General features: G+C 60.7%; 18 protein-coding genes. 3 read left to right on the forward strand and 15 right to left on the reverse strand.

Translation table 11 applies throughout. The features are described from left to right. Window positions 1-249: hypothetical protein (locus B2A78_RS26110; RefSeq protein ID WP_168175445.1), on the forward strand; the 249-nt coding region annotated here is incomplete at its 5' end. 93 nt (window positions 250-342) lie between these two features. On the opposite strand, the gene B2A78_RS15425 is transcribed toward B2A78_RS26110, so the two are convergent. The 4 genes from B2A78_RS15425 to B2A78_RS15440 form a co-directional block, all read right to left on the reverse strand. Continuing rightward, window positions 343-978 (reverse strand): NAD(P)H-dependent oxidoreductase, encoded by a 636-nt coding sequence (locus B2A78_RS15425; RefSeq protein ID WP_077730904.1) that lies wholly within the window; start codon window positions 976-978, stop codon window positions 343-345. 46 nt (window positions 979-1,024) lie between these two features. Then, on the reverse strand, window positions 1,025-2,350 hold the full coding sequence (locus B2A78_RS15430) for an amidohydrolase family protein (protein WP_168175446.1): 1,326 nt from the start codon (window positions 2,348-2,350) through the stop codon (window positions 1,025-1,027). A gap of 338 nt (window positions 2,351-2,688) precedes the next feature. Further along, window positions 2,689-3,663, reverse strand: coding sequence for a nitrate- and nitrite sensing domain-containing protein (locus B2A78_RS15435; RefSeq protein ID WP_077730906.1), 975 nt, complete (start codon window positions 3,661-3,663; stop codon window positions 2,689-2,691). A gap of 25 nt (window positions 3,664-3,688) precedes the next feature. Further along, complete coding sequence (locus B2A78_RS15440; RefSeq protein ID WP_077730907.1) at window positions 3,689-5,713, reverse strand: methyl-accepting chemotaxis protein; 2,025 nt, start codon at window positions 5,711-5,713, stop codon at window positions 3,689-3,691. A 521-nt stretch (window positions 5,714-6,234) separates the two neighbouring features. On the opposite strand from B2A78_RS15440, the gene B2A78_RS15445 reads away from it, so the two are divergent. Continuing rightward, window positions 6,235-7,416 (forward strand): hypothetical protein, encoded by a 1,182-nt coding sequence (locus tag B2A78_RS15445; protein WP_077730908.1) that lies wholly within the window; start codon window positions 6,235-6,237, stop codon window positions 7,414-7,416. Between the two features lie 124 nt (window positions 7,417-7,540). Here the strand turns inward: B2A78_RS15445 and B2A78_RS15450 are convergent, their stop codons facing one another. Further along, entirely contained in the window at window positions 7,541-7,912 is a 372-nt protein-coding gene (locus B2A78_RS15450) for a DUF393 domain-containing protein (RefSeq protein ID WP_077730909.1), read from the reverse strand. A gap of 544 nt (window positions 7,913-8,456) precedes the next feature. On the opposite strand from B2A78_RS15450, the gene B2A78_RS15455 reads away from it, so the two are divergent. Beyond that, entirely contained in the window at window positions 8,457-9,371 is a 915-nt protein-coding gene (locus B2A78_RS15455) for a dihydrodipicolinate synthase family protein (protein WP_077730910.1), read from the forward strand. Between the two features lie 168 nt (window positions 9,372-9,539). Here the strand turns inward: B2A78_RS15455 and B2A78_RS15460 are convergent, their stop codons facing one another. The 10 genes from B2A78_RS15460 to B2A78_RS15505 form a co-directional block, all read right to left on the reverse strand. Then, on the reverse strand, window positions 9,540-11,078 hold the full coding sequence (locus tag B2A78_RS15460) for a cytochrome B6 (RefSeq protein WP_077730911.1): 1,539 nt from the start codon (window positions 11,076-11,078) through the stop codon (window positions 9,540-9,542). A gap of 305 nt (window positions 11,079-11,383) precedes the next feature. After that, window positions 11,384-12,751, reverse strand: a complete 1,368-nt coding sequence (locus B2A78_RS15465; protein ID WP_077730912.1) for an NAD(P)/FAD-dependent oxidoreductase — start codon at window positions 12,749-12,751, stop codon at window positions 11,384-11,386. Next, the gene (gene kynU, locus B2A78_RS15470; RefSeq protein WP_077730913.1) at window positions 12,741-14,012 is read right to left on the reverse strand and encodes a kynureninase; all 1,272 of its coding nucleotides are present in this window, start codon (window positions 14,010-14,012) and stop codon (window positions 12,741-12,743) included. The genes B2A78_RS15465 and kynU overlap by 11 nt, the downstream gene beginning before the upstream one ends. Further along, window positions 14,009-14,827, reverse strand: coding sequence for a cyclase family protein (locus B2A78_RS15475; RefSeq protein WP_168175447.1), 819 nt, complete (start codon window positions 14,825-14,827; stop codon window positions 14,009-14,011). Before B2A78_RS15475 ends, kynU begins: the two co-directional genes overlap by 4 nt. Continuing rightward, window positions 14,824-15,834, reverse strand: a complete 1,011-nt coding sequence (locus tag B2A78_RS15480; protein ID WP_077730915.1) for an amidohydrolase family protein — start codon at window positions 15,832-15,834, stop codon at window positions 14,824-14,826. The genes B2A78_RS15475 and B2A78_RS15480 overlap by 4 nt, the downstream gene beginning before the upstream one ends. A 34-nt stretch (window positions 15,835-15,868) precedes the next feature. After that, on the reverse strand, window positions 15,869-16,267 hold the full coding sequence (locus tag B2A78_RS15485; RefSeq protein WP_077730916.1) for an endonuclease domain-containing protein: 399 nt from the start codon (window positions 16,265-16,267) through the stop codon (window positions 15,869-15,871). 130 nt (window positions 16,268-16,397) lie between these two features. Then, window positions 16,398-16,910 (reverse strand): 3-hydroxyanthranilate 3,4-dioxygenase, encoded by a 513-nt coding sequence (locus tag B2A78_RS15490; RefSeq protein ID WP_143735189.1) that lies wholly within the window; start codon window positions 16,908-16,910, stop codon window positions 16,398-16,400. 15 nt (window positions 16,911-16,925) lie between these two features. After that, entirely contained in the window at window positions 16,926-17,345 is a 420-nt protein-coding gene (locus B2A78_RS15495; protein WP_077730918.1) for a RidA family protein, read from the reverse strand. Window positions 17,346-17,350: 5 nt separating this feature from the next. Next, window positions 17,351-18,799, reverse strand: coding sequence for an aldehyde dehydrogenase (locus tag B2A78_RS15500; RefSeq protein ID WP_077730919.1), 1,449 nt, complete (start codon window positions 18,797-18,799; stop codon window positions 17,351-17,353). A gap of 2 nt (window positions 18,800-18,801) precedes the next feature. Next, window positions 18,802-19,797 (reverse strand): SDR family oxidoreductase, encoded by a 996-nt coding sequence (locus tag B2A78_RS15505; RefSeq protein WP_205780797.1) that lies wholly within the window; start codon window positions 19,795-19,797, stop codon window positions 18,802-18,804. Window positions 19,798-19,887: the final 90 nt, after the last annotated feature.

Genomic DNA, 19,887 nt, shown 5'->3' on the forward strand with positions numbered 1-19,887 from the left:
CCCGCTGCGACGGCCTTCGGTTACTGGAAGGACTGGACCGCCTATGCGGCGGCGGGCACTTGGAGCGGCACGCTCGACTGCGCCGGCCGCCGGTTTGCCCTGGCGATCGCCGGCGCCGAGCTGCAGCGGGTGTTTGTGGGCACCGTCCCCGATTCCGCCGCGCCGTACACCCGCCGGGGCATCTACCTCGAAGCCATGGCAACGGAGACGCAGTTCTACCTGGTATTCCGCCCGCTCGATTCGCCGTAGGCGTATGCTGAAATACGGCGCGTAGCGGCATGAAGACAGCCAAGGCGTTGTTGTTCCACGACCGCTCGGCCTTTCTCGCTCTGTGGCCGAACCTTACCCGATTCGGCTCAGATCGTGCCGACGCTCCTCCGGCTCGGGCATTAGGGTCTGTCCATGCAATTTCGCCAAAGTGGCGGCGAGATTTGCCCCCAAGGCTTCGACGGCGGCGTGTTGTTTGGGATCGGTCAGCGTGCCCTCGGGCTGGAACGCTTCGTGAGCCTTGGCCACCGCCAATTGGTCGGGCAGGACGATGACACCGATGTTGCCCAGGATCGCCCGCAAGTGAACCAGGCCGCGGAGACCGCCGAAGCCTCCGGGCGAAGCCGACAGCAGGGTGGCGACCTTGTTCCGGAAAGGCGCCAGGCCATCCTCGCCGCCGACCGGCCGGGATATCCAGTCGATGGTGTTCTTGAGGAGCGGCGTAATCGAGCTGTTGTACTCGGGCGAAGCGATCAAAAGCCCCTGATGCGCCATCATCAGATGTCTGAATTTCAGGGCGTTGGCGGGAATGCCATCGCGGCTCTCCAAGTCACCGTCATAGATCGGCATCGGAAAATCGCGCAGGTCTGCCATCGTCACCTCGGCGCCGGCCCGACGGGCGCCTGCCGCGGCGATCCGCACCAGCATTTTGTTGTAGGAGCGTTCTCGCGCACTGCCGGCAAAAGCGAGAATTTTCGGTTTGGCTTCCATGGATATCTCCTAGAAATTCAACAGCGTACTTTGTTCGAAGTTCGTTTCAAAGTCGGGATCGCATCGACGGCTTTTGCTCGTCCCACGCTCGGGGATCGAAAACGGCCCCTCCCTTGACCACGCGGAAAATGCGGCGCAAATGAGTGACATCGGCCAGCGGATCGGCGTCGAGCAGCACGAAATCGGCGATTTTGCCCTGCTCCACGGTCCCCAATTCGGCGCTTCGCCCCATGACGCGAGCTCCGCCTCGCGTCGCGGCGGTCAGAATCTCCTCGGGCGACAAGCCGGCCTCGGCCATCAGCTCGAACTCCCGGTGCAGCGCCGGCCCGTGCAAGGTGCCGATATTGCCGGCATCGGTCCCGGCGGCGACGGTCACGCCGCTCTGCTGCAAACGCTTCAGATTCCAGAATGCGATATCCCGGCTGAACCAGTGGAAAGCCCAGGGCCTTTTCCAAACGGGCAGGCTAGCCAGCTCGTCGAACGTCGCGATCGCCTCGGGATCGCCGAGGCGGCGTTCGATGTCGGTCAGCCGAACCTTCCGTCCCAGCACCTCCTGATAACCCTCGTTGACGACGAGGGTGGTCACGTACACCACGTTCCGATCCTTCAGTAGCTTGATGAAGGCCTCGTCGACCCGGCGGTCCTCCACGCTGTGGGCGAGAATGTCCGCACCCGCCTGCACCGCCGCCCGTGCGGTCTCCAGTTCGGTCGCGTGCACCACGACCCGAGTGCCGGCGGCATGGCTCGCCTCGATCGCGGCCTGCACTATGGCGGTCTGAAACGCAAGACTCCGGCCCGGCAAGGGAATGAACCAGATTTTGATGAGGTCCGGCTTGCGCGCCAAAATCTCTCGCACCGTGGCGCGGCTTTCCTCGGCAGAATCGACCTTGATCAGCGCCGGATCCTCGGCCTTGAGTTCCTGCGGAAAATAAGTCGCGATCAAGGGTCCCGCCACCGCGACGCGCGGCGCCCGTTCGGTCCGCCTCGCGAGATCCCGCACCTCGAAGGTCCAGAACGGACCGCCGACGTCCACCACCGAGGTCACGCCGCTCGCCACGTATCGAGACAAGGTGTCGGGGATGCGCTGCCTGATCCCGGTGATCTCGTCCGCATAAGGGCGAACATCCCGCAGATCGATCACATCCGGACGGGTATAAAGACCGCCCGATTGAAAGAAGTGTATGTGCGCATCGATCAATCCGGGAACGATCCATTTCCCGCTCGCGTCGATTACCCGCGCTTCGGGAGGAATCGGTATCTCGCCCCGGTTTCCCACCGCCGCAATTCGCTCGCCCTCCACCACGATTACGGCATCGGCGCGTGGCGCGCCGCCGGTTCCATCGATCAGGGTACCGCCGACAAAAGCCTTCATATCCGCTCTACTCCCGCTGGCGAACACCAGGAGCGACAAAATGATTGCCAATAACCCGTGCATGCACGGCGATCCGTATCGCTTCATCTTCCGATTCACGGACACGCGAACTATTTCTTTCGACCGCGGTTCGGACCATTCATTGCAGCGCAGCGAACGGGATTCACGCGTCTTGTGCCTTCCGCACCGGGAAAAAGAGCCTGGGAGATTTTTCGGTTTGGTGTGGCTCCCTCCTGTTGTAGGTCGGGAATACTTTCCCGACACTAACGGGCCGGCAAGCAGGTTTGTCGGCAAAGGATTGCCGACCTACAACGATTCGGGAATCTCCCGATACGGACTTAAGGCAGCAGCCACGTCAGCGGGACAAGGGCAACCAGGATCGAAACGGCCGCGGCGAACAACGGCACATAGCGCTTCGGCCTTGCCAGTTCGTTGGCTCGCAAGGCAAATACGCCGTGGAGCGTATCCATGAGTTGATCGATCAGAGCGATATTGGCCTCGATTGCCCGGGTCGCCTCGGCAAAATAGGGCTTGAGCTTGAGCTCGATGCGGCTCGGCTGAATGATGCGTTCATTGAGGAGATTCACGAATTTTCGGGTCGATTCGCGGCTGGTTGCCAAACCCGCTTGCAGATCCCGCCCAGTCGGTGGAGAAAGGTCCCGCAGCGCCTCCTGAGTCTCGTTCAGGAGGCCGTCGATGCGATGGGCCAAAAAACCGAGTTTGATCCGGAACACCGGCGGGCATTTTCCGGACGCGATCACCCCCGCCCCGAGGCCGCGTCCCTGCCCGATCTGCTCGATCAGTTCGGGAAGCCGGCGTACCAGAATCGCCGCCATGCACCGATTGGACGGATCGGGATCGAACATTATCCCGGAGCCATCCGCCGCCTCCTCCATGAGGCACAGGACTTCCCTGATGATCCGCGTATGGGCGGCGAAACTCTCCGCGGGAGAGAGGTCGAAGAGCCCGCGTTTCAGTTCCTGCCAGGAATCGTGAATGGCTCGCCAGCGGGACAACTGCCCGGCATGCGCATCGGCACCTTCGTCGGCGAGAGGCATTGTCGCCCGCAACTGCTCTTCGATGTTCTTCTGAACGGACGGCAGACGCGCCCGGAAAGCCGTATCTCCGTTCAGACAGGAATTGGCCATGCCCCGGTGTTGCTGAAGACTGATCATCAATTCCGTGGTTCGGCGCAAATGGAGGATACCGGCCGCTTTACGGTCGAGCAGCGCTCTCTCGAATCGCTGCTCGACGGCAACGAGGAGCACCAGAAAAGCCAGTAACAGGGTCAGGCCGGTCAGAATCGGAAACATGAGAATCTCCTCTACGGATGCGGAATCAAATCTGGAAGTGGTGAACCATCGTCTTGAGGTTCGCTGCCAGTTGTTCGAGATGCCGGGCAATGGCGGACGTTTCCTGGGCAACCGTCGTGCTTTCGTCGGCCTTCCCGGCAATTTGCTCGACGTGCTGCGCGATATCCTGGCTGACGACGCTTTGCTCCTGAGTGGCAGCCGCAATGGTCGTGATGCTCTGCACGGTCTGCAACGCGCCTTCATGGATGGATGCGAGGGAGCTCGCCGCCTCGGTCGCCAGTGAAACCCCGGCCGAGACCTGTTCGCTGCCGGTCCGCATCGCGCTCACGGCCCGGTCGATGCTGTCCTGGATGGACACGATGGTTTGCCTGATTTCGTCCGTCGCATGGCGGGTACGGGCGGCGAGCTGCCGGACCTCGTCGGCGACGACGGCAAAACCGCGCCCCTGTTCGCCGGCGCGGGCCGCCTCGATAGCGGCATTGAGAGCGAGCAGATTGGTCTGATCCGCGATTTCGGCGATGACCTTGACGATCGCGCTGATTTCGTTGGAGCGCGCGCCGAGCGCCGTGATCATCCCGGAGGATTGATGGACCGAGTCGGCCAGTCTTTCCATTTCACCGGCGGTGCGGCGGACGACGATCTCGCCTTGCGCGGACAATTCCCTGGCCCGGTTGGAAATCCGCTCCGCTTCGCCGGCGTGGCGAGCGACCTCGCCGATGCTGACCGTCATCTCCTCCATGGCAGCCGCCGTACTTCCGGCTGCGTCGGACTGAAGATTCGCGCTGTAGGCGACCCGCTCGGTGGCGCCGGAGAGTTCGCTCGCGGCATTGCTCAATTCCTCGGCCGATGCGACTACGCCGGCAACAAAGCGGCTGAACTCGAGGGCGACGCCGTTGAAGCCGTCCGCCACCTGCACCAGCTCATCCCGCGAGTTTATGTGCGTTTTCGCGGTCAGATCACCGGCGGCCAGACGCCGGCCGCTGCTGACCAGAGTGTGGACCGTCTGCCGTACCGACAGATAAAAGGCGGCAAATAGATAGACGGACACCAAAGCCGTGGTGACGGCGATCACGATGACCAGACGGTTTTTGGCGTCAAAGGCGGCGATACGCTCCTCCAGCAAGCGATCCAGCGTGGGCAGAACCGCATCGTAGAGGGCGAACTGGGCGTCTATGGCGCGGGTTCCGGCGGCAAAATAGTCGGAAGGCGCCATCACGATGGAATTTTTGGAGATCAGCTCGTTCCACTGTAAATCCAGGAAAGTCTTGAGACGAACGAGACTCTGTTCGAGACCGGCAGCCAACGCGGGCTTGACCGACGAGTTGGTCTGGAAAACGACGTCCATGCCTCGCTCGATGGCGCGCTGATTTTCCAGGATAAGCGTGTTCAGCATGATCAGGCGGGATTTCTCGTCCGGGTCGTTCGCCTGGCGAGCGGCCATTCCGGTGCCCAAGCCCCGCGCCTGCCCCAGGTTCTCCATCAGGGCCGGAAGTTTGAGGATTGCGGCATCGGCGAGGTAGGCGCTATCGAGAACGGGATCCAGGACGAGATTGGAGGTCTCTCCGATGTGGCCGATCAGCCCCTGTAAGCCGGCGATCAGGGACGTGTGGGCGGCAAAATTTTCCTTCGCATCCGCGCCCGCGGATTGATTCGCAAGACGATTCCACGCTTGTTTCACGGCATTCCATCGGGTTGCGGTGTGCAACGTGGAATCCAGCCGACTGTCGATCTCGTTCACCGCGGCTTTAGCTTCCTCGATGCGGGCTCGCAAGTTCCGAATATCGTCGTCGAAAGACCGGTCGCCGTTGAGTGCGGCGTAAACCATCCCGCGGTGTTTCGGAAAATCCTGCAGCAAAGGCTGCAAAGCCCTCAGGTATTCCACGCCGGACCGCTCTTTGCGGGCGAATGCGCTGCCGGCGTTCATTTCGACGATCAGCAGGTACAGGTAAACGGCAAGCGGCAGGACGAAGATCAGACCGATGAACAGAAATTTATAAGGAAAGCGAAGATGGCTCAGCAAAACGATAGCTGGCCGAAGCACGTTGTACATGGATGTTCCCTTGCAATTAGGAGCTGTTTGCAGCCTGAGCGATCGTCGGGCAAAAAAAAGCGTCCAGCGGGGTCGTAATGACCGCCGATGGACGCCGTTGTCCGTTGATTCGTGCCCCGTTTAGCACTCCATGACGAGAATACATAATGCATGCCATGCGTAAGCGCAGAGAACCGGTCGACGCGATTACCCGGAATCGGGCCGATTGCGGGGAATATCTTGTATGCCAAGGACATACGGCAGCATATCGATCCGGCGCACAAAAATAGGGGAGCGCGCACCATAACGGGACACTCCCGAAAGCGATCGCTCTCTCGGCTGCGGAAACTCACTCTGCGCACACGGGTTTCGCATGTTCCTTTCGAAGTTGGTCATCGGGCCGTTTTTGAAGGATTGGCCTCGGCGTGCAACTCCTTTCCCAAAGACAAGTCTCATTAACCAAACAAGCGCAGCAAGGAGCGGATTCCGCGCATCGAAAAACCGCGGCCATCGCTCGATCGCAACAGCAGGGATGAAGTCACATGAACAGCGATTACAGGAAAAGGACCGGCCTGGCAGCGATTCTCATGGGTGCCATCTTGGTCCCGGCCTTACAGGCGCCTTCGGCGTCCGCAAGGGCTCTCGGCATGGTGGCGGACAACACCACGGCTTCGGTCACGATATTCGATGCCGATACCGACACCGTACTGGGATCGGTGACCATAGCGACCGCCGGCCTGGCGATCGGTGACGTTCTCATCACGCCGGATCAGACCCGGGGATTCGTGACGAATTTCAACAGCGAAGTCTTCGTCATCGACCTGACCGCGTCGCCTCCCCGCCTCGCCGAAGGCACGAATCCGATTCCCATCGCCAACAATGGCGAGGATCTCTCGATCAGCCCCGACGGGAAGTTCCTGCTGGTGTCCGATGGCCTCTTCACTCAGCCGATCTCGGTCATCGACATCGCCAAACAGGCCGAGATCAGCACCTTGTCCGTGGGTACCGATACCAATTCGGTCGAGGTTTGCAGCGACGGCTCGGTACTGGCCACCTCGTCCGCCGATGCAACGGTGCGCCGGCTCACGCTCAGCGACACCGGGACCTTGAGAGATACCGGCGAGATGCTGTCTCTCGGTTTCGCCGAACCCAATAATGTCTTCTGCGCTCCGGACGGCGGATCGGGCCTCGTCATCGCCCGTGGCGCTCCCGAAATAACGTCGTTTGCGATTCCGGGACTGGAACGGGTCGACATGCGCGCATTATCCGGCACGTCCTCCGGGATTTCCGGTTTGGTCGACTTTGCAGTAGACCGGGCCTTTGCCCGGAGTAACGGCGAATCCCCGGGAGATGCGGGTTTCCTGGACGTCTATCGTTATGACGCCAAGAACGCGACCTTCAGCAACGAACCGCTGTTTTCGGTTCCGATTTCCAACGCTCCCGAATTCTACGGAATGGATCAGATGGCGCTGCATCCGAAGAAAGCGAAATTGTACGTCTCGCAACCCGATGCCTTGAGGGTGTACGACGCGAACACCGGGACCCTGCTGACGTCCATCACCGATCCCGGCATCGTGCAACCGACCGGCGTGACCGTGGCTAAGGATTTCTGCGAAGATCCTCCGCCTGGCGGGATGACTACGGAAGCCGACGCTCCGCAATGCGCCATGAAAAGCACCGGCTCTGCCGATCACCCGATCGACGGCGGCGATCAGGTCAAATAGTATCCCTGTGCGGTCAATCGTGAGCGACAGGTTTGCTTCTCGGCATGGCTCGTCCGATGGTGGGCGGAAGGATTGAACGAAATAAAAAGCCCGATTCTTGGAGCGATAGTGCTCGGCGAGCCCGCTACAGCCGCCCGCTCTTTTTCAACCGGCGGATTACCATTTTGTGATAGAGACGAGCCAGCAGCGGGCGGATCGCCGGCAGTCCGATCAGCCAGGCCAAGGGTCTTAGAAACGCGACTCTCTCCAGCAATAGGATGTAAGCATCCAGCTCGGACGCGATCCGCCCGTTTTCGTCGCGGACATGCAGTTCGGTCAGGGCCTTGCGGGGATCGATGCCGATCTCGCGGAGTCTGTCCTCCCGTCCCGTGATATCGAACCAACAGACCTGCTCACCGCTTTTTCCCGCCAGCCGCTCGTAGCGGCGGCGCTCCCGGACACAGCGCGGGCAGGCGCCATCGTAATAGACGGTGATCTTTCCCTGATCTTCGTTCATGGATTCTGCCTCTTATTCCAATCGGTGAGTTACGCGGAGCCTGTCCTGAGCCTGTCGAAGGGCCTGTCCCGAGCGGAGCCGAGGGGCTAACCCACCATCGATGGGTTTCGCTTCGCTCTACCCATCCTACAATTAATGTTCACTCGGATGCCGAATGGAGTTAAAACCTGGTGGTCGACGGCAACGGGCGAGGCGACCCACAAGATCCGCCGGCACCCCCATCCCGTAGATTTCACCGTGGTTCCCCGGTAACCTTGCCTGAAAAGCGCGGCAGTCGGTGCGTACTTAAGGAAGCTCTGAACAAGTGGATTCCGTTCGTCCTGAGCCTGTCGAAGGACTTAATCAGAGCTTCCTTATTAACCCGGCCTATAAATATAGGCCGGGTTAATCCGGGGCAGGGATGCCCCGGCGCGGCGACAAGCCGCGTGAGCCCAGGCCGGGCGTGTACCGGCCTGGGCGGCGGCCCGAAATACCAGGAGGGTATTTACGGGCCTGATTAATAAGATAGGCGCATCCTCACCCGGATTCTGAGGAGGACTTCACCATGACGGAACCCGCTCCCATACGCGGACTTTGGTGTGCAACGCTGACGCCGCTCGGCCGGGACGGCGGCGTGGATCATGCGAGACTCGCCGCACTGGTGCGGGAACTGCTCGCGAAAGGCGTAGCCGGTATCGTGCCGTTTGGCACGACCGGCGAAGGTCCCTCCTTCTCGGTGGCCGAGCGCTGCGAGGGGCTTGACGCGCTGCTGGCTGCCGGCATCGCGCCGGACCGCCTGCTCGCCGCCACCGGATGCGCCGCACTCTCCGACACCGTGGCGCTGACCCGGCACGCGCTGAAAACCGGCTGCCCGCGGTGCCTGATCCTTCCGCCGTTCTTCTGGAAAAATTTGACCGATGAGGCTGTGTTCCGTTACTACTCGATGCTGATCGATACGGTGGGCGATACGCGTCTGCGCGTTTATCTGTATCACATTCCGCAACTCTCGGCCGTGCCGATCCGGCCGGAAGTCGTCGCCCGGCTGGCGGCCGCTTATCCCGGCATCATTGCAGGGGTGAAGGACAGCGGCGGCGATTTCGAACATACCGCCGGGCTGTTGAAACGCGTGCCTCAGCTTTCGATCCTGCTCGGCCACGAATCGCATCTGCCGCGTCTGATGCGCGCCGGCGGAGCCGGAACCATCTGCGGCATCGCGAACCTCTTTCCGGACCTTATCGCAGCACTGCTCAAGCCGGACGTGCCGCCGGACGACGAAACGCGAGTCCGTATGTTCCTGGACATCGTCCTGCGCTACCCTTTCGTTCCCGCATTCAAGGCGATTCGCGCCGCGCAGACGGGCGATCCCGCCTGGCTTGCGCCCCGGCCGCCGCTATTGCCGCTCGCCGCAGACGAACAGACAACACTGCTCGCCGCGCTTCACAGCGCCGGCTTCGGCATTGTGCCGGAGAGAAGCCAATGATGACCTAAGATTCGCTGGCTCCCAAGTTCCTACTTGGGAGCCATACCCGAGAAGCTCCCGCTTCTCGAAACCGCAGTCGAATCGAGAAGCGGGAACTTCTCGCTTTGGGTTCCCAAACGGGAGTTTGGGAACCAATCTAAACTTCAAGCGCTTGGAAAAAGGCGATTTTTACAGCGCCCGCATGAACGCCGCCAGGTCCGACTTTTCCTGCGTGTTCAATTTGAGCCCCAGCACCAGGTTGAAAAACTCCACCGTGTCCTCCAGGGTCAGGCAGCGCCCGTCGTGCATGTAGGGCGGGCTGTCCTTAATGCCGCGCAGGGTGAACGTTTTCATCGGTCCCGGAGGCGCCTCATTGACGAAGCGTTCGAGGCGAAGATCGTGCATGCGGTCATCGAGATAGACGGGCGGCACATGGCATTCGGCGCATTTGCCCTTGCCGAAAAACACTTCCTCGCCGCGGCGCTCGGCTTCGGTGGCCTTGGCGGGGTCGAGCCTGGCGGTGGCAACGTCGAGCTTGGGCGCCGGCGGGAAGTCGAACATGTTCTGCATCTGCGCCATGTGCGAAACCTGCACCCGATCGAACTGGGTAAAACCTTTCTTCATGGCGTGGATGGGATCGCCGTTGAAATAGGCGGTGCGGAATTCGAATTCGGTGAAATCCTCCACCGAACGGAGGCTCCGCTTGGAACCGTGGATCTGCTGATTGTACATGCCGCGGAGGCTTACCGTGTCGAGGCGGAGGCGCCGCTCTTGCGGCCGGTTGTCCGGATTGAGGTGGAATTGTCCGGTCGTATGGCCGTTGATATGGCAATCGAGGCAGGTGACGCCTAGGCTCGGCTGTTCGCTTTTCCGGTCGTCGGTGGGATTGAATTCTTCCTGGGGAAACGGCGTGAGCAGCAAGCGCAGGCCGTCGAGTTGCACGGGCGTCAATAGGTCCTTGAAAAGCGCATAGTAATTGTTGATCGAGACGACCTCGCCCCGGGATACGTCACCCAGTTCCGGCCGGTTTTGCAGGAACATGGCGGGCGGGAACTCCGGCAGAAAGGCGTCCGGCAGATCGAACTCCACATCGAAGCGCTCCAGCCGCGGAAACATCTCGATCTGCATTTTGGGGAAGACCTGGCCGCCGGTGGCTTGCTTCGGATGCGGCAGGGAGGGATAAGGGAAGAGTCCCTTTTCGCGAATCTCCTCGGGCGTCATCGCGGCCAGCGTGTCCCAGGTCATACCGTTGCGCAGCCGCGCGGTGGGACCTACCGGAATGGGTTTACCCCGCGACATTTTCGCCTCTCGATGGAGTCTTGGGGTCAGATCATAGCGGCTTTCCAGCAGTTTTCGCTGATCGGCGGTGATCTTGGGCTTGGCCGCCTTGTCCTCCTGCATGATCTCCTCGAAAGTCTGCATGGGCCTCTTGGCATTGAGGGGATCGCGGTAGAAATCGAAGCCCAGCACCTTGCCCTGATCGGGCTGGCCGCCAAAGGCGTTCGAGGAAGGCTGGGCATGGGGGGCGCGAAAAGCACCAGAGCGGTCATGCTCGGATTTCTGCGACTCCGGCCGGGAAGAGGGAGCGGCTCGCGGCGTTTGCGCCTCGGCAACGGCATCCAACGGCTTGCCGTTGGTCTGAGCGGCCGCTACGGCCACGGGAAAAACAAAGCCGCCGAGGAACCAACGGGCAGCGCTGCTTGAAATCGCCTTGTTCCGGAATCGCATAACACCTCCTTGCGAGCCATCTATCGGAGATAAATCGGATCGGGGTAGTTCTAGATTTGAATTGCCGATCAATCCATTGGTTCCGGATACCTACTGCTCTTTCGGCGGTTGACGGAAACCGGAATGTCGTAGGGCGGGTTAGGCGCACGCCGGCATCCGCTGGCCGCTGATCACCATGCTTTCCGTGCGCCGTAACCCGCCGGACCAATGCTCGATGGTCGTGCCGCTCGCGTCGGTGGGTTGCGCGCCAGCCTCGCTGGGTGATGTGCGGGTAGTGCGGGGCGCACCTGATGCCCCGCCCGCCATCAAGACCGCGATGGCATTGCGGCCAAGGGCTGCAAGCTTTCCGTGACGAGCCGGTCGGCCAGGTCGAGGTCTACGTCGTCTACCCGGTTTATGGATTCCGACAAACGCTCGATGATGCCGGCCTGGACGTCGCCGCGTTCTTTGGCGACGGCATAGGGAATGCGGTGAAACATGACCATGGCGTAGCGAGGGATGAATCTCGCCGGGTGGCGCTCTTCGAGCAACCATTCGATGTGCTTCCGCAAGTGAAACTTGGGGTCACGGACGGAATCGCGCATCTCGATATAGTTTTCCAGCGCCATGTCGGCGATGGCCTCGGCATTCGGCTTTCTCTGGGCCTCGAAGTTTCGGTAAAGGCTTTCGAAGTTATCGTGTTCATCGAGCAACCGGTCGAGAACGACGCAATCCTCGAAGGCGCAGTTCATCCCTTGCCCGTGAAAGGGAACCACCGCGTGGGCGGCATCGCCCAGAATCAGCGCCTGATCGCCGACATGCCAGGGAAAGCAGCGAATCGTGCCCAAGGTCCCGGTGGGATGGTTCAGAAAATCGTGAACCGGGTCGGACATCAGGGGAAGCACGTCGGGAAACTCGGTTTCCAGGAAATGCAGGATGGCGCCCTCGTCGCTGAGCGTCCGGAAACTCTCGAGGCCCGAATGGGGCAGGAACAAGGTGGCGGTAAAACTGCCGTCCCGATTGGGCAGGGCGATCAGCATGAAGCCGCCGCGCGGCCAGATATGCAGGGCGTTCTTTTCCAGCCTGAAAGCGCCTTCGGGTCCTGGCGGGATGGCCAGCTCCTTGTAGCCGTGCGGCAGGTGCTCGTCTCGGCAGTCGATGCCTTTCTGTACGATCATGGCCTGGCGCACCGCGGAACCCGCGCCGTCGGTGCCGATCAGCGTATCGAAAGGCAGAATGCGCTGGTTATCGTCGTCTTCACGCCGGAGCAGCAGATGCCGGTTTTCGAAATCCAGTCCTTCGCACTTTTCACCGAAAAAAAGCTCGGCCCCGGCGGCTTCGGCCCCATCGAGCAGGATCTTGTTGAGCGCGGCCCTTTCCACCGAATAATGAACGGCGGATTCGTCCCTGCCATAGGGCTGATAGAGCAGCTTTCCGTCCCTGTCGTGGATCATGCGGCCGGGCATGGCGACCAGATGTTTTTCGATATTCCGGTATAGACCGACTTCCTTCAGGGCATGGATGCCGCGGGTGGACAGCGAGAGGTTGATCGACCGCCCCGCCGGAATCCTGTGTTTACGCATGTCCGGCAAGCGCTCGAAAACCCGCACGGGAAACCGCCGCCGGGCCAGGAACATGGCGAGTAGGCATCCGGCGAGCCCTCCGCCGATCAGGGTGATAACTTTAGTCCGCATGTTCGATCACTCCCTTGAGCCGCTCCACGAAATCGAAGATTTCGATGTAGCGGTTGTAAAACGGGACCGGCGCCACGCGGATCACGTCAGGCTCCCGCCAGTCGCAAACGATCCCGGAAGCGCTCAGCTTTTCGAACACCCGCTTGCCGTCCTTCAATCTGAGCGAAAGCTGGCAACCCCGTTCGGCGGTGGCGGGCGGCGTGAGGATGGCGATCTCGTCGTCGAACCGTTCCTTGAGCAGGCGTTCCAGATAACCGGTCAATGATTCCGACTTGGTCCGCAGCGCCGTCATTCCGGCTCGATCGAACAGATCCAGGGACGCAAGCAGGGGCGCCAGGGAGAGAACGGGCGGATTGCTGAGCTGCCAGCCTTCGGCCCCGGGCAAGGGACTGAACCTCGGCGGCATGACGAACCGGGTGGATTTGTCATGCCCCCACCAGCCGGCGAAGCGGGGAAGATCGAAGCGTTCGGCATGCCGCTCGTGGACGAAACAGCCCGCGACGGCTCCGGGTCCCGCGTTCAAATATTTGTAGGAACACCAAACGGCGAAATCCGCGTTCCAGTCGTGCAGTTTCAAGACCAGATTGCCGACGGCGTGGGCCAGGTCGAACCCGACCACGCAGCCTTTCTCGTGCCCCGCTCCGGCGATTTCGTCCATGGCGAAGGCTTGGCCCGTGTAGAACTGCACGCCCGGCCACAGGATCAGCGCGATGCCGTCTCCTTCCCGTTCGATGAGCTCCAATATGTCCTCCGTGCGAAGAGTCACTTCGCCCGGACGGGACCTGGCTTCGATCAGCGACTCTTCCGGGTCGAAGCCGTGAAAGGCGATTTGGGAAGCCATGGTGTAGCGGTCCGACGGGAAAGCGTGTTCCTCGATCAGGATCTTATGGCGCTCCGGCGTCGGACGGTAAAAGCTCACCATCAGGAGATGAAGGTTGACCGTCAGGGAGTTCATCGCCGCCACTTCGACGGGCAGGGCTCCGACCAACCGGGACAGTTTCTCCGTCGCGAACTCGTGATAAGGCAGCCAGGGATGATCTCCCTCGAAGTGTCCCCGCACTCCCATCCGCGCCCACGCGGCCAGCACCTCCTCCACGTAGCGCCGCGCCGATTTCGGCTGAAGTCCCAGAGAATTGCCGCAAAAATAAATCTCTTCCGAGCCATCTTCCCGCTTCGGGATGTGAAAGTCGCTTCGGTACGAACCAAGAATATCCGCTCGGTCCAGCGCCTCGGCGAGAGATCGGTGCGCTTCGAACCTCATGGAACCTCCACGGGAAAGATCAGCGGCCGGCTGGGTGCCGCATCGCCGCGGAAAGGCGCGATTTGAAGATTGAGCAGGTAATAACCGTCCCGAATGTCGTCGGCCACGAAGATGAGTTCGGTAATCGTTCGAAAAGGCGCTTTGCAGCGATTCAAATCGTGGGCGTCGGGCGGCAGCTCCCAGAAAAGGCGGTGATTCGACAACTTGCCCTCGTCTTCCATGCGGTCGACGGACGGCATATCCACCAAAAGATCCTTGACGCCGCGTCGGACGATTTCCGCCATCGCCTCATTGGAAAAATAAGGCGTCGCCAAGTACTGCCGTGTTCTCTTGGACGGTGAATTGGGCAGCGAGCGGATGACGAGCACTTGGTGAAAATCTTCGTCATCCAGCGTTCTTAACTTTTCGACTAGCGCCCTCCGGGTAATGAGCGCATCGCCTTCCGCTTTGCCGGGGATATAACTTTCCGGGCAATCCATGCCTTTTTCCGGCTTCACGGAAATCAGGGTGGCAGGAATCCAGGCATCCTTCAGAAATGCCGTTACCGATACGTCCTGATCCACGATATGGCCCACGCATTCGGTATGGGTGCCGTGGCAATGGGGGATGAAACGGTATTCCCTCACATTGCAGCTGCCGCCGCGCCGGGTGTCGCCGACGAACCAGGCGTTTTCCACCGTTTGCACTCCGGCGGGCGGTACCCCGAAGGCGCTGAGTCCTTCGACGCCGCCGTCGATGTGAACGGAAAGATCGAAGTATTTCGCCGAGTCGATACGGAAGATCCGTCGTCCGATATGGACATCGACGGCGGTCATGCGAAGGATTCCGCTGTGAGGCCGAGCCATTCCAGAGCGGTCCCGTGAAACAACCGCGCCTTGGTCGACTGCGGCAGCTCCATCTCGGCTATCATCCTGCCGGGGCGGAGCTCGCCGAGCGGGAACGGATAGTCTGAGCCGAGGGCGATCGAGTTCGCGCCCAAAAGATCGATCAGGCAACTCAGGAGGCGTGGATCGTTAACGCATGAATCCACATAGAAGCGCCCCAGGTATTCGGCAGGCTCCACGGCATTGTCCACGGCGCAAAGATCGGGGCGCACCTCGAATCCGTGCTGAACACGGCCGAAAGTACCCGGGAACGCCCCGCCGCCGTGGGCAAACGCAACACGAAGCCGGGGAAATCGCTCGAAGACGCCGCCGAAAATCATCGAGCAGATGGCCAGGGCGGTTTCCGCGGGCATGCCGACCAGCCAGCTCAGCCAGTATTTCTTCATCCGCTCGGTGGCGAGAACGTCCCAAGGGTGCACGAAGAGGGCCGCTCCCAAATCTTCCGCTGCCTCGTAGACAGGGAAGAAAAGCGTCTCGTTCAGGTTGAAGCCGTTGACGTGGGTGCCGATTTCGACGCCCGCCAGCTTCAGATCGCGGACGCAACGCTCCAGCTCCCCGACCGCGAGTTTCGGCGCCTGCATGGGCAGAGTGCCCAGCCCGACAAAGCGCTTGGGGAACTCGGCGACGACGCCGGCGATGTGATCGTTCAGCAGTTTAGAGAGATCGAGTGTGTGCTCCGGTTTCGCCCAGTAAGAGAACATGACCGGCACGGTGGAAAGCACCTGAACCTGCACGCCGAATTCATCGTAGTCCTTGAGCCGGGTCCCGGCATCCCAGCAGTTGCTCCTGATTTCCCGGAAGCATTCGCCGTTCCTGAGCATGCGGGCGCAGCCCGGCCGGTGATGATCGAGCTGAATAAACCCGCCATAGCCATACCGCTCCCGAAGATCGGGCCAGTTCTTCGGCAGGATGTGGGTATGGATGTCGATTTTGAGCATGTTTGTTTTCCATGTGCCTAATAATGAGCCGTTCTCAAGCCCCTTCCTTTTTACGAAGTACCGGTCTTTCTCCCTCTCCCTCCGGGAGAGGGATGGGGTGAGGGGATCGAACAACTATGGCAATCCGAATTGCCTCTAACACTGCCTCAAGATCGCCGAGCACTTCATGATTCCAAAACCGCAACACCCGATAACCCAAAGCCTGTAAGTATCGGGTTCGCTGATTGTCCTGTTCCTGTTGCTCGGAATGCTGTCCACCATCGAGTTCAATGATCAGCTTCGGTTCTAGGCTGAGGAAATCTGCGATGTAGGGGCCAATGGGTTGTTGCCGACGGAACTTGCAACCTTCCAGCTGGCGGTTTCTCAACCAGCTCCACAATAATTTCTCCGCGTTGGTCTGTTGTTTTCGTAGCGTTCGGGCCAGTTGTTTCATCGGAAGAAAACCTAGTTTCGATCCCCTCACCCTAACCCTCTCCCGGAGGGAGAGGGAACTGAGGGCCGAAGTAATGGGCACAGACTACCACCGGCCTTTGCCCATCCTACCGTGTGCCGCGAGTGTGTATTCAAGGCGCCTCCATCACCGTCCCGCACTTCTTGCACGTCCGGTTTTCCTCGCTGGAATAGAACCGCTCGAAAACCGGCGGCAAGTCCTTCTCGATGTTTTCGAGGTGGAAATATTCCTCGTAGAGCAAATTCGAACAGTTGTCGCAGTACCATAGGAGACCGTCGTTTTCCGCCGGTCCTCGCTTTCGCTCTATGACCAGCCCCACCGTGTCGGCGAAGCGCTGAGGGGAATGGGGGATGCGCGGCGGAAGCAGAAAGATATCGCCTTCCCGGATGCGGATGTCCTTGGGGTTTCCGTCCTCCATGATCTTGAGAACCATGTCGCCCTCGACCTGGTAGAAGAACTCCTCGCCTTCGTCGTAGTGATAATCCTTGCGGCGGTTGGGGCCGCCCACCACCATGACGATGAATTCCGCGTCCTCGAACACCTGTTTGTTGCAGACCGGGGGCTTGAGCAGATGGCGGTGTTGGTCTATCCACTCGCGGAAGTTGAAAGGCTTGAGCTCTCTCACGGCGATTCTCCGTTCTCATTCGATGGTCGCGATGCACTTCAGCTCGATCGCGATGGGGGTCGGCAGCCGCGACACTTCGACGGTCGTCCGGCAGGGCTGATTGGTCCTGAAGTATTCCGCGTAGAGCCGGTTGTAGACCGGGAAATCCTTTTCCATATCGGTCAGGAAGACGGTGACGTCCACCAGCTTGTCCCAGTGGGAGCCCGCTTCCTCGAGGATCAGGCGGACGTTCTCGAAGACTGAGCGGCATTGCGCCTCGATTTCGTAGGCAACGATATTCCCGTCCTCGTCCAGCTCGACGCCCGGAATAATCTTGCTTCCGCGTCTTCTCGGCCCGACCCCTGACAGGAACAAGAGATTCCCCACCCGCCTGGCATGGGGATAGAGGCCCACGGGTTCCGGTGCTTTTTCCGAGTCGATGCGCTGACCCGCCATACGCGCTATCCTCCGAGATAAACGCAGACGTTCTTGGCTTCGGTGAAAAACTTGAGCGCCTCGAAGCCGCCTTCCCGGCCCACGCCCGATTGCTTCATGCCGCCGAAAGGCGTCCGGAGGTCGCGGAGCAGCCAGCAGTTGATCCAGATCACCCCGGAATGGATCCGGTTCGCCAGGCGATGGCAGCGCTTGAGGCTTTCGCTCCAGACTGTGGCGGAAAGCCCGTACATCGTGCTGTTGGCATACTCGACCGCTTGGTCTTCGCCATCGAAAGGCATCAGGGTGACCACGGGGCCGAAGATTTCCTCCTGATTGACCCGGCAGTTCGGGGAGAGACCTTCGATGATGGTCGGCTCGACGAAGAATCCGTTTTCGCAACGGCCCGGCAGGTGCACCTGCTTGCCGCCGGTCAGAATCCGTCCGCCCTCGGTCTGCGCCAAGTCGATGTAGGACAGCACCTTGCGGAGGTGGCTTTCCGAAATGAGCGCGCCGACGTCGCAGTCTCCGCTCAGTGGATCGGCCACGCGCAGCGCCTGGGTCCGTCGCAGGAATTCGTCCCTGAACGTTTCGTAGATCGGCCGTTCGACGAAGATCCGCGACCCCGACAGACAGATTTCGCCCTGATTGAAAAAGGACGAGCGGACCGTGGTGCTCACGGCGCGTTCGAAATCGCAATCGGCAAAGATGATGTTCGGATTCTTGCCGCCGAGTTCCAGGGAGAGCTTTTTGAACTTGGGAGCCGCGGTTTGGGCGATCCGGGCTCCGGTTTGGGTGCCGCCGGTGAAGGAGATGGCTTCGACGTTCGGATGCTCGACCAGGCGTTGCCCGGCCTTGGCGCCGGTGCCGTGGACGATGTTCAGAACCCCCGGCGGAAGCCCCGCTTCCCGGCAGATTTCCGAGAGATAAAACGCCGTCATCGGCGTCAGTTCCGAGGGCTTGGCGACGACCGTGTTTCCCGCCGCCAGCGCGGGCGCGACTTTCCAGGTAAAGAGATAAAGCGGGAGGTTCCACGGCGAAATACAGCCGACGACGCCGAGCGGCACGCGGAGCGTGTAATTCAGCGCTTGGCTTCCCATGGCATGGGATTCGGAGAAGAAATGCTGGATGGCTGAGCTGAAGAATTGGAAATTGGCGGCGGCTCTCGGGATGTCGACCTGGCGCGCCGCGCTCAGAGGCTTTCCGGCATCGACCGATTCGGCGCGGGCGAGCGCGTCCGCCTTGGCTTCGATGAGATCCGCGATCCGGCGCAGCAGCCTGGATCGCTCTTCCAGCGGAGCCTCGGCCCAGGCGGGAAACGCCGTCCTTGCGGCGGCTGCGGCGCGGTCGATATCGGCGGAATCGGAGTCCGGCACTTCCGAAAACAAACGGCCGGTGGCCGGTTCGATGTTTTCGAGATAGCGGCCGGAGACGGGCGGAACGAGTTCGCCGGCAATGTAATTCGCGATTCGTTGCATATTTACAAGCTCATCGTACGTCCCCCGTCGACGGGCAGGTTGATCCCGGTGATATACGAAGCCAAATCGGACGCGAGAAAGCCCGCCGCGTAGGCAATTTCTTCGGGCTTTCCGAAACGTCCCAGGGGAATCGAGCGTTTAGTCTGTTCGACCACGTCATCGATGGATTTGTTCGAGCTTCGGGCTTTGGCCTCCATGATAGCCCTGAGCCTCGCCGTCTCGGTCGCTCCCGGAAGGATGTTGTTCACGGTGATGCCGAAGGGCGCGAGTTCTCCGGCCAGAGTCTTGGCCCAGTTGGCCATGGCGCCGCGCACCGTGTTGGAGACGCCGAGTCCCGGAATCGGCTGCTTGACCGAGGTCGAAACGATATTGATGATCCGGCCGTAGCTCTCGCTCCTCATGCCGGGGAGCAGGGCCTGGACCAGGATATGGCTGCAGATGAGGTGGCGGGTGAAGGCCTCGGTGAATTCCTCAACCCCGGCTTCATATAGAACCCCGCCCGGCGGTCCGCCTGTGTTGTTGACCAGAATGTGAATGGGAAGAAGCGCCGGCAGGCGTTCTTTCAGGAGCTGCCTCAGGCGATCAGGATGGCCGAAATCGGCCACCAAGTAGCTGTGTTTTTGCCGATGCGCGGTACCGAGCTCACCGCAGACAAGCTTCAAGGCCGACTCGTTGCGGGCGAGAAGAATGACCTCGGCGCCTTGATCCGCGAAATGCATGGCGACGGCCCGGCCGATCCCTTGACTGCTGCCGCACACCAGCGCCCTTTTACCATCCAGTAATCCCATCGAGATCGCTCCCATCGGTTTTCTGCAAACCTTACAACGAATGATCAGCGTGTGCCATAAACCCGTTTCGCCGGGTTGATCCATGTCGTAGGGTGGGTTAGGTGCGCCTACATACCGCCTGTACGCGGCCCACCGAGTCAGGCGCGCACCGTAACCCACCACACCGCGCGTTGGTGGGTTACGGCGCACGCAAAGCACAGTGATTGACATCGGAGTATGCTGGAGTGCGCCTAACCCACCCTACGAAATCCCGGTTTTCCGTCAGACCTCGACATGGAAGGCTCTAACCCCCGATTCTAT

The sequence above is a fragment of the Methylocaldum sp. 14B genome (assembly GCF_002005105.1).
Taxonomy (GTDB): domain Bacteria; phylum Pseudomonadota; class Gammaproteobacteria; order Methylococcales; family Methylococcaceae; genus Methylocaldum.

What these genes read in the sequence shown, in the direction of transcription:
- B2A78_RS15425 (WP_077730904.1), bottom strand. Translation starts at nt 978, where the DNA reads ATGGAAGCCAAACCGAAAATTCTCGCTTTTGCCGGCAGTGCGCGAGAA.
- B2A78_RS15430 (WP_168175446.1), bottom strand. Translation starts at nt 2,350, where the DNA reads ATGAAGGCTTTTGTCGGCGGTACCCTGATCGATGGAACCGGCGGCGCG.
- B2A78_RS15435 (WP_077730906.1), bottom strand. Translation starts at nt 3,663, where the DNA reads ATGTTTCCGATTCTGACCGGCCTGACCCTGTTACTGGCTTTTCTGGTG.
- B2A78_RS15440 (WP_077730907.1), bottom strand. Translation starts at nt 5,713, where the DNA reads ATGTACAACGTGCTTCGGCCAGCTATCGTTTTGCTGAGCCATCTTCGC.
- B2A78_RS15445 (WP_077730908.1), top strand. Translation starts at nt 6,235, where the DNA reads ATGAACAGCGATTACAGGAAAAGGACCGGCCTGGCAGCGATTCTCATG.
- B2A78_RS15450 (WP_077730909.1), bottom strand. Translation starts at nt 7,912, where the DNA reads ATGAACGAAGATCAGGGAAAGATCACCGTCTATTACGATGGCGCCTGC.
- B2A78_RS15455 (WP_077730910.1), top strand. Translation starts at nt 8,457, where the DNA reads ATGACGGAACCCGCTCCCATACGCGGACTTTGGTGTGCAACGCTGACG.
- B2A78_RS15460 (WP_077730911.1), bottom strand. Translation starts at nt 11,078, where the DNA reads ATGCGATTCCGGAACAAGGCGATTTCAAGCAGCGCTGCCCGTTGGTTC.
- B2A78_RS15465 (WP_077730912.1), bottom strand. Translation starts at nt 12,751, where the DNA reads ATGCGGACTAAAGTTATCACCCTGATCGGCGGAGGGCTCGCCGGATGC.
- kynU (WP_077730913.1), bottom strand. Translation starts at nt 14,012, where the DNA reads ATGAGGTTCGAAGCGCACCGATCTCTCGCCGAGGCGCTGGACCGAGCG.
- B2A78_RS15475 (WP_168175447.1), bottom strand. Translation starts at nt 14,827, where the DNA reads ATGACCGCCGTCGATGTCCATATCGGACGACGGATCTTCCGTATCGAC.
- B2A78_RS15480 (WP_077730915.1), bottom strand. Translation starts at nt 15,834, where the DNA reads ATGCTCAAAATCGACATCCATACCCACATCCTGCCGAAGAACTGGCCC.
- B2A78_RS15485 (WP_077730916.1), bottom strand. Translation starts at nt 16,267, where the DNA reads ATGAAACAACTGGCCCGAACGCTACGAAAACAACAGACCAACGCGGAG.
- B2A78_RS15495 (WP_077730918.1), bottom strand. Translation starts at nt 17,345, where the DNA reads ATGGCGGGTCAGCGCATCGACTCGGAAAAAGCACCGGAACCCGTGGGC.
- B2A78_RS15500 (WP_077730919.1), bottom strand. Translation starts at nt 18,799, where the DNA reads ATGCAACGAATCGCGAATTACATTGCCGGCGAACTCGTTCCGCCCGTC.
- B2A78_RS15505 (WP_205780797.1), bottom strand. Translation starts at nt 19,797, where the DNA reads ATGTCAATCACTGTGCTTTGCGTGCGCCGTAACCCACCAACGCGCGGT.